Here is a 13,277-nt window from a genome sequence, read left to right on the forward strand (position 1 = left end):
TGACTCTATTCTACCAGAAAAAAGGGCGATTCTTCTATATTTGAGGCAAAAAAGTGGGGGCTGATCCCAAAACGCATTCGCGTTTTGGGTCAGCCCCTTCCTTGTGCATCCACTACTTCACCCCCACCGTCTGGCTTTGGCGGATGGCTTGACGCAAGTCGTCCAAAATGTCGTCGATCGCTTCCGTGCCGACGGACAGGCGCACAAGGCCCGGGGTGACGCCGGCGGACAATTGCTCGTCCGGGCTCAGCTGCTCGTGCGTTGTGCTGGCCGGGTGGATGATGAGCGATTTCGAATCGCCGATGTTGGCCAAATGGGAGAATAGCTTGACCGAGTCGATCAATGTTTTCCCGGCTTCGACGCCGCCTTTGATTTCAAACGTAACGATCGCACCTTGCCCGTTTGGCAAATACTTTTTCGCCAATTCATGCGACGGGTGGCTTGGAAGCCCCGGATAATTGACCGATTCGACGGCTTCTTCCTCTTCTAAAAACTTGGCGACGGCAAGGGCGTTTTCGCTATGGCGCTGCATCCGCAAATGGAGCGTCTCCAGCCCTTGCAGCAGCAAAAACGCGTTAAACGGCGACAGCGCCGCTCCTAAGTCGCGCAACAGCTGGATGCGCGCTTTCGTGATGTACGCCGCTTCGCCGACGGCATCCACATACACCAACCCGTGATAGCTTGGGTCTGGCTCGGTGAACTCCGGAAACTTGCCGCTCCCTTTCCAGTCAAACTTGCCGCTGTCCACAATCACACCGCCGATCGAATTGCCGTGCCCGCCGATGAACTTCGTCGCTGAGTGGACGACGATATCGGCGCCGAATTCAATCGGCCGCAATAAGTATGGACTGGCCACCGTGTTGTCGACAATGAGCGGAATGGCGTGGCGATGGGCGATGTCGGCGACCGTTTCGATGTCGAGCACATCGTTTTTCGGGTTGCCGATCGTTTCCGCAAACAACGCTTTCGTTTTGTCGGTGATCGCCCGCTCAAAGTTTTCCGGATCGGACGGATCGACAAACTTCACCGTAATGCCAAACTTGCGCAGCGTATGGGCGAACAAGTTGTACGTGCCGCCGTAAATGGACGAGGACGAGACGATTTCATCGCCCGCCGAGGCGATGTTGATGATCGAATAAAACACCGCCGCCTGCCCTGATGAGAGCGCAAGCGCCCCGATCCCGCCTTCAAGCGCCGCGATCCGTTTTTCAAGCACATCGTTCGTTGGGTTCATAATGCGCGTATAAATAAAACCTTCCTCTTTCAAACCAAACAAATTGGCCGCATGCTCGCTGTCGCGAAATACGTACGAACTCGTCTGATAGATGGGCACCGCCCGCGCTCCCGTTTCCCCATCCGGTTTTTGCCCGGCATGGATGGCAAGCGTTTCCGGGCGGAAAGTTTGTTCATGGCTCATCGTTTCCTCTCCCCCTCTTTGATCCCTCGAGATCTCATATCCTACTAAATCAATTGGTTTTTCTTATAAAGAATCTATCACTGGATCACAACGTTTGTCAATTATATTTTTTTAATAGTGCAAAAATTTTTATTGAAAACAGAGCCTGCCGGTGGGCAGGCCTCCTATTGTTTCATTATCGTTTTCCAATTTCCTCTACTAACAGCTTATTGACAAGCGGCGGGTTCGCTTGCCCTTTCGTTGCTTTCATCACTTGGCCGACGAGGAAGCCAAGCGCGCGGTCTTTGCCGTTTTTATAGTCTTCGACCGACTGCGGGTTGGCGTCAAGCACTTCGAGCACGATTTTGCGCAGCGCTCCCTCGTCGGAAATTTGCACGAGCCCTTTTTCTTTGACGATTTTCTCTGGGTCGCCGCCTTTTTCAACAAGCTCTTTGAACACTTTTTTCGCGATTTTCGACGAAATCGTGCCGTTTTGGATGAGTTTGATCATGCCTGCTAGGCTTTCCGGCGTCAAGGCGATGTCATGCAGCTCTTTTTGTTCGGCGTTTAAGTACCCGGACACTTCGACCATGAGCCAGTTCGACGCCAGTTTTGGATCAGCGCCGTTGGCGACCGTTGCTTCGAAGAAGTCGGCCATTTCTTTGGTCAATGTCAGCACTTTGGCGTCGTATTCCGGCAGGCCCCATTCTTCGACATACCGCTTCCGGCGGGCGTCCGGCAGCTCCGGAATCGAGGCGCGGACGCGCTCTTTCCATTCGTCGTCAATATAGAGCATCACCAAGTCCGGCTCTGGGAAGTAGCGATAGTCTTCCGAGCCTTCTTTGACGCGCATCAAAACGGTCGTTTTCGTCGCTTCATCAAAGCGCCGCGTTTCTTGACGGATGACGCCGCCCGAGAGCAAAATTTTCTCCTGCCGCTTCGCCTCATACTCGAGCCCCATGCGGACGAAGTTGAACGAGTTTAAGTTTTTCAACTCCGTTTTCGTGCCGAATTGGTCCGATCCGATCGGCCGGAGCGAAATGTTGGCGTCGCAGCGGAGCGATCCTTCTTCCATTTTGCAGTCGGAGACGCCCGTGTATTGGATGATCGCCTTTAATTTTTCCAAGTAGGCGTACGCCTCTTCCGGCGAGCGGATGTCTGGCTCGGAGACGATCTCAATGAGCGGCGTCCCTTGGCGGTTAAAATCCACGAGCGAATAGCCGTCGCCTGTATGCGTCAATTTGCCCGCGTCCTCTTCCAAGTGAATGCGGGTGATGCCGATTTTTTTCTTTTTCCCGTTCACTTCGATTTCGATCCAGCCGTTTTTGCCAAGCGGCTGGTCGTATTGCGAAATTTGGTACGCTTTCGGGTTGTCCGGATAAAAATAGTTTTTGCGGTCGAATTTCGTTTCGGTCGCGATTTCGCAGTTCAACGCCATCGCTGCTTTCATCGCAAACTCGACCGCCTGGCGGTTCAACACCGGCAGCACGCCTGGATACCCTAAGTCAATGACGTTCGTTTGCGTGTTTGGGGGCGCTCCGAACGCGTTCGGGCTGCTGGAGAAAATTTTCGATTTCGTTTTCAGCTCGACGTGCACCTCAAGTCCGATGACCGTTTCAAAGTTCATCACCTAACCCCCCTTACAACACCGGTTTTTGCTTATGGTAGTCGGTCGCCTGTTCAAAAGCGTGGGCGACGCGGTAGACCGTGCTTTCATCAAAGTGCTTGCCGATGATTTGCAAGCCGACCGGCAAGCCGTCGACAAAGCCGCACGGCACGGAAATGGCCGGCACGCCTGCCAGGTTGACCGGGATCGTTAAAATGTCGTTTGCGTACATCGTCAGCGGATCGCTCGTTTTCTCGCCGATTTTAAACGCCGGCGTCGGCGTTGTCGGGCCGATGATGACGTCATACTGTTCAAAGACGTTCTCAAAATCTCGTTTGATCAACGTCCGCACTTTTTGCGCTTTTTTGTAATACGCATCGTAATAGCCCGAGCTTAACGCGAATGTCCCGAGCATAATGCGGCGCTTGACCTCCGCCCCGAATCCTTCGCTCCGTGTGAGTTTATACATATCGATCAAGTTTTTCGCGTTGTCCGTCCGGTAGCCGTAGCGGACGCCGTCAAAGCGGGCGAGGTTCGCCGAGGCTTCCGACGAAGCGAGCAAGTAGTACGTCGCCAAGGCATATTTCGAATGCGGCAGCGACACTTCTTCCCACGTTGCACCGAGCTTCTCAAGCACGGCAAGCGCCGCAAGCACCGACTGGCGCACGCTTTCATCGACGCCTTCGCCTAAATATTCGTTCGGCACGGCGATTTTCAATCCTTTGATATCGCCCGTTAACGCCTCCACATAGTTCGGCACTGGAATGTTCGCTGAAGTCGAATCCATCGGGTCGACGCCCGCGATCGCTTGCAATACATACGCGTTGTCTTCGACCGTGCGCGTAATCGGGCCGATTTGGTCCAGCGACGAGGCAAACGCGACGAGGCCAAAGCGCGAGACGCGGCCGTATGTCGGCTTCAAACCAACAACCCCGCAAAACGCCGCCGGCTGGCGGATCGAACCGCCCGTATCCGAACCTAAAGCAAACGGCACTTCCCCTGCCGCCACCGCCGCCGCCGAACCGCCGCTCGAGCCGCCCGGAACGCGCTCTAAGTCCCACGGGTTGCGCGTCAGCTGAAAGCCAGAGTTTTCCGTCGACGAGCCCATGGCGAACTCGTCCATATTCAGCTTCCCGATCGTAATGGCGCCCGCAGCGTTCAGCCGCTCCATAACGGTCGCGTCGTAAATCGGGTCAAAGTTGTATAAAATTTTGCTGGCGCATGTCGTGCGCAATCCTTTTGTGACGATGTTGTCTTTAATGCCGATCGGCAAGCCGAACAGCGGATTCGTTTCCTCGCCTTTGGCGAGCTGGTCATCGAGCTCCTTCGCTTTCGCCCGCGCCTGTTCTTCATTTAATGTTAAAAACGCTTGCACTTTTTCTTCCACTTCGCCGATGCGTCGGTACGATTCGTCGACTAAATCGGAAATCGACACTTCTTTTTTCTGCAGCAACGTATGTAATTCTGATACGGAATGGTCAAAAAGCGACATAAATCCCCCTCCTTACTCTAAAATGGCCGGCACACGGAACTGGCCGTCTTGCTGATCCGGCGCGTTTTTCAACACTTCCTCGCGCGGCAGCCCCGGTTCTGGAATATCCTCGCGCATCACGTTTCTCATATCAAGCACGTGCGAAGTCGGCGGAACGTTCTCCGTATCCAATTCATTCAACTGCTCCGCAAACGTAATGATCGCATCGAGCTGTTTCGTAAACATCTCCGCCTCTTCATCCGTAATCGCCAACCGCGCTAGGTCGGCGACGTGTTTGACTTGGTCAATGGAAATTCGCGACATAGTTTCACCTCCAACGAGTTCGACCTATCACAATACCATGATGATACCAAACTTTCATCGAATGAAGCAACAGTTGCCGCGTGTTCTGGGCGAGAATCAATCTACATATTCGCGATGCAAATGTTTCACAACTATGAACAAACTGGTGTCAGAGAATACTGGATTGTCGATCCGGTTCATGAGACCGTCGAAAAATATGCCTTGCAAGATCAAAAGTTTCACCAAGTGCAAGTGCACTATAAAGATGAAACGATTTGCCCTCATATTTTTCCAAACCTCTTCATCGCATTGCCAAAAGTATTCGCTTCCATGTGAGAACCCTCCTGACAAAAATCGGGAGGATTTTTTTGCACCGATATGGAATAAATCCTTGACAAACAAGGAATATGAAGGAGTTTGTCCGCCATGGATGTTCAAATTTTCTTGATTGACAATCCCGAACATATGTACTATAATGGCTGTAACGGACGAAAAAGGGGGAATCATGACGATGAGTGACGCTTTGCTCGCCCAAGTGCTCGACCGCCTAAGCGCCATGGATGGCACGCTGCAAAAGCTCGTAGAAGGCCAAGAGCGGCTCGAGCGGGAACAAATCGCCATTCGCCAGGAACAAGAAGAAATTCGAAAAGAACAACAAGAAATCCGAAAAGAGCAGCAGGAAATCCGTTTGGAACAACAGCGTCTGCGTCAAGAACAAGATTCGCTTCGCGCCGGGCAAAAGGAATTGAACGGCATCGTGGCCGCTCTTCTCCACCGCCAAGACGAAACAGACGCCAAACTGGAAGCTCTCGCCGCTGACGTCCACCAGCTTCACCAGGAATTTGCCTCATTGAAACAAACGGTGGACCGCCTCGAACAAAAAATGGACTCCCGTTACGAACAATTGTCCGCCCAAATCGAAGACATCAAACTGGACTTGAATTTCATCGCCCACCGCACCGTCGACAACGAACGAATCATTTACAAACTGAAAGAAATGTTGTTCCGCTGATCGATTGATCTAAAGAGGAGGCCACCGCCATGCATGTCGCGTTTGACCATCTCGTCCATCTCGTCGAACGACCGGAGCAAGTGAAAATGGCGTTTGAACAATGGGGGCTTGCGGCCATCCACGGCGGCCGCCATCCGTCATGGGGAACGTACAACGCCTTATGTTACGTAGAGCATTTGCGCTACATCGAGTGGATCGGCATTGCCGATATGCAGACGGCGAGAACGTGCGGAAACCCGCTCATCACTCAGCTTGTCGCCGACCACCGCCAAGAAGGAAGCGGCTTCTCCCAGTTTGCCTTTCGCACGAACGACATCGAAGCGGTGGCGGCACAGCTCAAAAGCAAAGGATTCGCCCCAGTCGGTCCGCTCCCCGGCAGCCGCGAACGCGATGACGGCAAGCGGCTCACATGGTCGATGCTGTTTATCGAAGACGACACAGACGGCGTGTTTCGCTATCCGTTTTTCATTCAGTGGGGCGACCGTGATGATGTACGGATGAACGAGCTGGCGCCGCTCATGAGACACCCAATTGGCTCTGTTTCGCTCTCGTCAATTAGCCTCTACACCCTCGGTCTCGAGCGGGCGGTCAACGGCTATCGCCGGCTGTTTGACTTGCCCGAACCCGATGTCGGGCGCGATGAGGCGGGAGCATACGCGGAGCTCGCTGTCGGCGGCATTGCGATTCGGTTCTATGAGGCTGACCGCCGTCATCCATCGACGCGCCCGTTTTCGTGCCGGCTTGTGGGAATGCAGGAGCAGCGCCGCATTGAAATCGATGGCGCGACGTATATCGTTTCCAAGCCGTGACGGGCATTCCTATTCTCACATACTCCCCTTTGCCGCGGAATAAGATGGAATAACCGCACCTTCATCCTCGCGCGGTGAAAACGGCAAAGGGGGAGTCCAACCGTGTCCCACCCGTATGTTTCTCCAAAACTTTCGATGGAAACGATGATCTCGATCATTCGAAACGGCTTAAAGAAAACCGCGGCGCCTCGACACATCGTCATCATCGGCGCCGGAATGGCCGGACTTGTCGCAGCGTCATTGCTGAAGCAGGCGGGTCATCGCGTCACCATCTTAGAAGCATCCGAGCGGGTCGGCGGCCGCATCTACACGCTCCGCTCCAACTTTCGCGACGACCAGTATCTCGAAGCCGGCGCGATGCGCATTCCTCACACCCATGCTTTGACGCTGGAATACATCCAAAAATTCAACTTGCCGCTTCCCCCGTCCACGGTCAAGAGTGGCGGCGACGGCAAAATGTGTTCATCTGTCCATACAGCGTCAGAACGTCTTCGGCGCTGACGATCAGCTTGAGGTCTTCCGGCGCGGCGAATCCGCTGTCAACTGTATGCCGAAGCAAATGAAGAAGAGGATCGAAAAACCCTTCCACGTTAAGCAAGCCAATCGGTTTTTGGTGGAGGCCGACGCGCGACCATGAGAGCACTTCAAACAGCTCTTCATACGTCCCATACCCGCCTGGCAAGGCGATAAACCCGTCGGCCGACTCATACATTTTCGCTTTGCGGGTGTGCATTGTATCGACGACCACCAGCTCGCTCAACCGGTCATGCGCCACTTCCCTGTCTTTTAAAAACTGCGGAATGATGCCGATCACACGCCCTTGATGGCGAAGCGCCGCCTCCGCGATTTCCCCCATCAAGCCGCGTTTTCCGCCGCCGTAAATAAGCGTCGTGCCGCTTTGGGCGAGAAACGTTCCGAGCGCTTTCGCCGCTTCCTTATATCTCCCATCGTTTCCATTGCTTGATCCGCAAAACACGCAAATCGCCTTCAAGTCTCACACCCGCCTCCTGCCATAACCTGTTGCTCGTTTTGCATCCGTTTTCGAGTGCTGCGCTCATTTTCCTACCGTCATTATACAATGCTCTCCCTGTTCTTTCCACCATCGTTCGGACGGCCTTTTCGCGCAAAAAAGGGCCGCTGCTGCAGCCCTTTCCGCTTCCTTCATTTTTGGAGAATCAAATGTTCGGATCACTCCGTTCGCCGTATCCCAAATAACGCGATGATGCCGACCTTATTGATAAATATGCACAAACGGCTCGTCTGCTTTCGCCTGGCGCACGATGAGGCTTTCCGGCTGGCCGGCCGAGGCGATGTAGACATTAACGGTGATGTAGTCCGGGAATTTTTCCATCACCAAGCCGGTCACGTATTGGGTAAAGCCGATCACTTCCGCTTTGCCGTAAAACGGCATCGTAATGTTGATCGTTAACTTCTGAAGCTGGTCGTTGACGTACAACCCTCTGCCGACGATGCCAGTGTAGTTCGGGAAAAAGTCTTCAACATCTGATTTAAAATTGTTGAATTTGAGCCAGTCATCACGATGGTTCTCTTCCGCCTCATCGGACGGGAATAAATAATATTCCTCGTTTACCGCCTCCCAATCATCGATGGTGCTGCTTCCTTCATCGACATGGGCGACGGCGAAAAAGTGGCCTGGAACAACAGATGAACGGGGCGCTTGTTTGTATAAAGCGATCGTAATCGGCACACTGCCAAGCCCTTTCATGCTCCGCAGCCGCTTCAGCACCTCGGCGGCGATCCGCTTTCCTTCCCGTTCGATGACATCGTCTTTGATTTTGACCTCGCGCGGATAGCCTTGCTCGGTCGAATAATAGTGGACGGAGTTTAACGCCAGGCCGATGGCGACGCCACCAAGCTTCACCTTGTCGTTATCGACTTTCACTAAGTAGTCGTGCTCCAAAATGCTGGCCAGGTAAATCGGGCTTTGTTTGTTTTTTTGCTCATTCGTTCCTTTGTCGCTGATCGGCGGGTTTAAGCCGATGTTGTCTTCCGGTTTCATTTTCTCTGCCTTCAGCTGGCTGTCCGTCCGCTTGCGGGCGAGCCAGCGCCCGATCGTTTCGCTGTCCAAATATTGCCCTTCCTGAAACAAATATTCATCCGGGGAAAATTGCTCAGATGCCAAGCGCATCAGCCCGGTTTCAAATTCATCGACATCAAGCCGGGTGTTGACGTCGTTGACGACCCGCCCGCGCGCCCCGGACGGCTTAAAAGGCAAGACAACGCGGTAATACGAATCAGAAATGTTGTATTTCGGGATGACCGCTTCTTGCTCTTTGCTTCCTTTGTCTTGCACGACTTCCTCACCTTTGTCAAACTTCGGCGCACACGCAGACAACAAACAAATCGAAGCGAGCCCGACAACGGCCAACCGCTTTCGGGCCCGATTCGTCCAACGACAAGCAACGAAACTGCGAAGTAGTGAGATTTGTTTCATCGTTTCCCCCTGTTGATCTCTTGCAAAAATCGTGATTCGTCCCAAATCTCAATGCCAAGCTGCTGGGCTTTCTCCAGCTTCGATCCGGCATCCTCGCCGGCGATGACAAGGTCGGTGCTGCGGCTGACGCTGCCGGTGACGCGCCCGCCAAGCCGCTCAATTTGTTCTTTTGCTTCATTGCGCGACATCGACGCGAGCTTGCCGGTCAAGACGACCGTTTTGCCGGCGAAGGCGGAGTCAGCAGGCGCTTCAGCCGACCGCTTCGGCCCTTTGTAAGCCATATTGACACCGTAAGCGCGCAGCTCCTGGAGCAGCTCAGTTGCTTCGGGTTGGGCGAAGAACGCCGTGATCGCATCCGCCATTTTCTCTCCGATTTCGGGGACGGCCATCAACTCCTCTTTCGTCGCCCGTTCGAGCCGCTCCATCGTTTCAAAATGCTCAGCCAAAAGTTGGGCGGCTTTCGCTCCGACGTAGCGAATGCCAAGGCCAAACAGCAGCCGTTCAAGCGAGTTTTGCTTCGACGCCTCAATCGCCGCAAGCAAGTTGGCCGCCGACTTTTCCCCCATCCGTTCCAACCCGACAAGCTGTTCCTTCGTCAGGCAGTACAAATCGGCGACATCGCGGACAAGGCCGGCGTTAAACAGCTGGGTGACGACTTTTTCGCCCAAACCCTCGATGTTCATCGCCGCCCTTGAGGCAAAATGGATGAGCCGCTCGCGCAGCTGGGCCGGGCAGTTCGGGTTCAAGCAGCGGAGCGCCACTTCCCCCTCGAGACGGACGAGCTCGCTTTCGCATTCCGGGCAGTGCGTCGGCATCGCAAACGGCGTTTCATCCCCATCGCGCCGGTCAACGACGACGCCGACCACTTCCGGGATGATGTCGCCCGCTTTTTTAATGATGACCGCATCGCCGATGCGAATGTCTTTTTCCCGTATAAAATCTTCATTGTGAAGGGTGGCGCGCTGCACCGTCGTGCCGGCGACGCGCACCGGCTCTAAAATCGCCGTCGGCGTGACGACACCCGTGCGGCCGACGTTCACCTCAATGCCGATTAACGTCGTCACCACTTCCTCGGCTGGGAACTTGTAGGCAATCGCCCAGCGCGGGCTTTTCGCCGTCGCGCCAAGCGCCCGTTGCTGGGCGAATGAGTCCACCTTAATAACGATGCCGTCAATCTCATACGGCAGCTGCGACCGCTTGTCGTGCCACTCGCTGATAAAGGCGATCACCTCATCGATATTGGCGCAGCGCCGTCGCTCTGGGTTTACTTTAAACCCGAGCGCCTGCAAATAATCAAGCGCTTCGCTGTGTGAAGCGATGCCGAGCGCCTCGGCGTCGGCTAAGCCATATACAAACAAATCCAGCTGGCGCGAGGCCGCCACTTTCGGGTCGAGCTGGCGGAGCGAGCCAGCCGCGGCGTTGCGCGGGTTGGCAAACAGCTCCTCGCCGCGGGCTTTTCGCTCCTCATTCAAGCGCAAAAACGACGCTTTCGGCATAAACGCCTCGCCGCGCGCTTCAAGCGACACCGGTTCTTTCAGACGGAGAGGCAGCGAGCGGATCGTTTTCAAATTTTCCGTAATGTCTTCACCCGTCGTCCCGTCGCCGCGCGTCGCCCCTTGGACGAAATAGCCGTCTTCATAGCGGACCGAGACGGCGAGGCCGTCGATTTTCAGCTCGCATACGTACGCCGCTTCCCCGACTTCCTGACGGACGCGGCGGTCAAAATCGCGCAAGTCTCCTTCGCCAAACGCGTTCGCCAAGCTCATCATCGGAACGCGATGCGCCACTTTGCGAAACGCCTCAAGGGGCGGACCGCCGATACGCTGGGTTGGCGAATCGCTCGTTTTGAGCTCCGGATATTGTTCCTCAATGGCGATGAGCTCTTGCATCAACCGGTCATACTCGGCATCTGGAACAGACGGGCGGTCAAGCACATAATATTCGTACCCGTAGCGGTTCAACAGTTCGCGCAGCTCGGCCGCGCGCCGTTCGGCTTGTTGGCGGTCCATACGTTCACCTGTTCTCCTTTCCTACACTTTCTCAATCGGCGCAAATTTGGCAAGCAGCCGTTTAATGCCGATCGGGCTCGGGAAGGCGATGTCGAGCTCTTGGTCGTCGCCGCCGCCGCGGACGCTGACGACGGTGCCGATGCCCCATTTCCGGTGGTTCGCCCGATCGCCGACTTTCCACGATCCCACGGCGCCGCTTGCCTGCGGGCGCGAAACGGCCGGGCGGGAGGCGCCCGCTTGGCGGCGCGAGGCTGTCTCAAGCAAATGCGCCGGAATTTCATTCAAAAAGCGCGACGGCGGGTTCATTTGGATGTTGCCAAACAGCGTCCGCATTTGCGCGCTCGTCAGCACAAGTTCTTCCTCCGCGCGGGTGATGCCGACGTACGCCAGCCGCCGTTCTTCTTCCATCTCATCGTCATCCTCGAGAGAGCGGTTGTGCGGGAAAATGCCTTCTTCCATGCCGATCAAAAAGACGACCGGAAACTCGAGCCCTTTGGCGGCATGCAACGTCATCAACATGACGGCATCTCCTTCAGCGGCCTGTTCCGTCCCGTTCAGCTCGTCCAAATCGGAAATGAGCGCCAAGTCGGTTAAAAAGGCGATGAGCGATTTATCGTCGCTCACATTTTCAAAATGCTTCGTCACCGACAAAAACTCATCCAAGTTCTCGAGCCGGCTTTGTGCTTCAATCGTCCGCTCCGCCTTGAGCATCTCGCGGTAGCCCGATTTGTCGAGCACTTCTTCGACGAGTTCGGTGACGGAGACGTATTCTTGCAGCTGCGTCCATTGCTCGAGCTGGCTGCGGAACGCGGCGAGCGCCCCGGCCGCTTTGGCGCCAAGCCCGATCATCTCTAGCTCGCCGAGCGCCTCAAACAAGGACAGCTCATGCTCGGCCGCATAGCGGACGAGTTTGTCGATCGTCGAGGCGCCAATGCCGCGTTTTGGCACGTTAATGATGCGAAGCAAGCTTAAATCATCGTCCGGATTGGCGATGACGCGCAAATAGGCGAGAATGTCTTTAATTTCTTTCCGGTCATAGAACTTTAAGCCGCCGACAATTTGATACGGAATGTTCGCTTTCAGCAACATTTCCTCCATGACACGCGACTGGGCGTTCGTCCGGTACAAGACAGCAAAATCACGGTAGCGACGTTCGCCGCGCTCCACCGCCTCGCGGATGCGTCCAGCGACAAACTGCGCTTCGTCCGCTTCGTTCATCGCCTCATAATAAAGAATCGGCTTTCCTTCCGGGTTTTCCGTCCAAAGCCGTTTCGGCTTCCGGTTGACGTTATGCTCGATGACTTCGTTCGCCGCTTGCAAAATGCGCTTCGTCGAGCGGTAGTTTTGCTCAAGCAAAATGACTTTTGCGTTCGGATAGTCGCGCTCGAACGACAAAATGTTTTGGATGTCCGCCCCGCGCCACCGATAAATCGATTGGTCGGCGTCGCCGACGGCGCAAATGTTTTGAAAGCGTTCCGCCAGCTTTTTGACCAGCGTATATTGAGCGCGGTTCGTATCCTGGTACTCATCAATATGGATGTACTGAAACTTATATTGGTAATAGTGAAGCACATCCGGCACGCGGTCAAACAGTTGGATCGTCGTCATGATCAAATCGTCAAAATCGAGCGAATGGTTGCGAAGCAGGCGCTGTTGGTATTCTTGATACACATCGCTGACGACTTTTTCGTAATACGTCGAGGCCCGCTTCGCGAATTGCTCCGGAGGCAACAGCTCGTTTTTCGCCGCGCTGATCGTGCCTAAAATCGTCCGCGGCTCAAATTTTTTCGGGTCTATGTTTTTTTCTTTTAAAATCGTTTTCATGACCGAAAGCTGGTCCGTCGGATCAAGGATGGAAAAATTGCGGTTGATGCCGATGCGGTCAATGTCGCGGCGCAAAATGCGGACGCACATCGAGTGGAACGTCGAAATCCAGACGTCTTCCGCCGCCCCACCTAAGAGCGACTGCACACGTTCCCGCATTTCGCGCGCCGCCTTGTTCGTAAACGTAATGGCCAAAATGTTCCACGGCGCCACATGCTTTTCCGCCATCAAATAGGCGATGCGGTGCGTCAACACCCGCGTTTTCCCGCTTCCCGCCCCCGCCATAATGAGCAGCGGGCCTTCCGTCGTCCTGACGGCTTCTTGTTGCTCTTTGTTTAAATGGGCGAGCAGCTGTTCCGATAAAAAGTTCATTGTTTTCACCACCAATACAC

Annotated in this window: 11 protein-coding genes and 1 pseudogene; 4 read left to right on the top strand and 8 right to left on the bottom strand. The window is 54.7% G+C overall.

The genetic code is table 11. The annotated features are described in order from the left end of the window. Window positions 1-112: 112 nt before the first annotated feature. The 4 genes from CV944_RS11525 to gatC all read right to left on the bottom strand — a co-directional run bounded on the left by CV944_RS11525 (window position 113) and on the right by gatC (window position 4,797). Window positions 113-1,417: a homocysteine synthase gene (locus CV944_RS11525; RefSeq protein WP_100664228.1), complete on the bottom strand. Its 1,305-nt coding sequence runs from the start codon at window positions 1,415-1,417 to the stop codon at window positions 113-115. A 175-nt stretch (window positions 1,418-1,592) separates the two neighbouring features. Then, window positions 1,593-3,023 (bottom strand): Asp-tRNA(Asn)/Glu-tRNA(Gln) amidotransferase subunit GatB, encoded by a 1,431-nt coding sequence (gene gatB / locus CV944_RS11530; protein ID WP_063193642.1) that lies wholly within the window; start codon window positions 3,021-3,023, stop codon window positions 1,593-1,595. Window positions 3,024-3,036: 13 nt separating this feature from the next. Beyond that, window positions 3,037-4,494 (bottom strand): Asp-tRNA(Asn)/Glu-tRNA(Gln) amidotransferase subunit GatA, encoded by a 1,458-nt coding sequence (gene gatA, locus CV944_RS11535; RefSeq protein WP_100659482.1) that lies wholly within the window; start codon window positions 4,492-4,494, stop codon window positions 3,037-3,039. A gap of 12 nt (window positions 4,495-4,506) precedes the next feature. Next, entirely contained in the window at window positions 4,507-4,797 is a 291-nt protein-coding gene (gatC, locus tag CV944_RS11540) for an Asp-tRNA(Asn)/Glu-tRNA(Gln) amidotransferase subunit GatC (RefSeq protein ID WP_014194780.1), read from the bottom strand. Between the two features lie 120 nt (window positions 4,798-4,917). Here gatC and CV944_RS11545 point away from each other — a divergent pair, with 120 nt between their 5' ends. From CV944_RS11545 to CV944_RS11560, 4 genes and pseudogenes are all read left to right on the top strand, one after another. Continuing rightward, entirely contained in the window at window positions 4,918-5,112 is a 195-nt protein-coding gene (locus CV944_RS11545) for a Uma2 family endonuclease (RefSeq protein WP_232722052.1), read from the top strand. A 169-nt stretch (window positions 5,113-5,281) separates the two neighbouring features. After that, window positions 5,282-5,788, top strand: coding sequence for a hypothetical protein (locus CV944_RS11550; RefSeq protein ID WP_100659483.1), 507 nt, complete (start codon window positions 5,282-5,284; stop codon window positions 5,786-5,788). A gap of 29 nt (window positions 5,789-5,817) precedes the next feature. Next, window positions 5,818-6,597 carry a VOC family protein gene (locus tag CV944_RS11555; protein WP_100659484.1) on the top strand — a complete coding sequence of 260 codons (780 nt, stop codon included), beginning with the start codon at window positions 5,818-5,820 and terminating at the stop codon, window positions 6,595-6,597. A 135-nt stretch (window positions 6,598-6,732) separates the two neighbouring features. Continuing rightward, window positions 6,733-7,023: pseudogene (locus CV944_RS11560) on the top strand (flavin monoamine oxidase family protein); the annotation flags it as partial. A 7-nt stretch (window positions 7,024-7,030) separates the two neighbouring features. On the opposite strand, the gene CV944_RS11565 reads toward CV944_RS11560, so the two are convergent. The 4 genes from CV944_RS11565 to pcrA form a co-directional block, all read right to left on the bottom strand. After that, window positions 7,031-7,588 carry an LOG family protein gene (locus CV944_RS11565; RefSeq protein WP_100659485.1) on the bottom strand — a complete coding sequence of 186 codons (558 nt, stop codon included), beginning with the start codon at window positions 7,586-7,588 and terminating at the stop codon, window positions 7,031-7,033. Between the two features lie 240 nt (window positions 7,589-7,828). Beyond that, a complete protein-coding gene (locus CV944_RS11570; protein WP_033009959.1) occupies window positions 7,829-9,052 on the bottom strand; it encodes a CamS family sex pheromone protein in 1,224 nt (407 codons plus the stop codon). After that, window positions 9,049-11,061, bottom strand: a complete 2,013-nt coding sequence (ligA, locus tag CV944_RS11575) for an NAD-dependent DNA ligase LigA (RefSeq protein ID WP_100659486.1) — start codon at window positions 11,059-11,061, stop codon at window positions 9,049-9,051. Before ligA ends, CV944_RS11570 begins: the two co-directional genes overlap by 4 nt. A gap of 21 nt (window positions 11,062-11,082) precedes the next feature. Beyond that, window positions 11,083-13,257 (bottom strand): DNA helicase PcrA, encoded by a 2,175-nt coding sequence (pcrA, locus tag CV944_RS11580; protein ID WP_044744023.1) that lies wholly within the window; start codon window positions 13,255-13,257, stop codon window positions 11,083-11,085. Window positions 13,258-13,277 lie beyond the last annotated feature (20 nt).

Source organism: Geobacillus sp. WSUCF-018B, from assembly GCF_002809985.1.
Lineage (GTDB): Bacteria > Bacillota > Bacilli > Bacillales > Anoxybacillaceae > Geobacillus > Geobacillus thermophilus.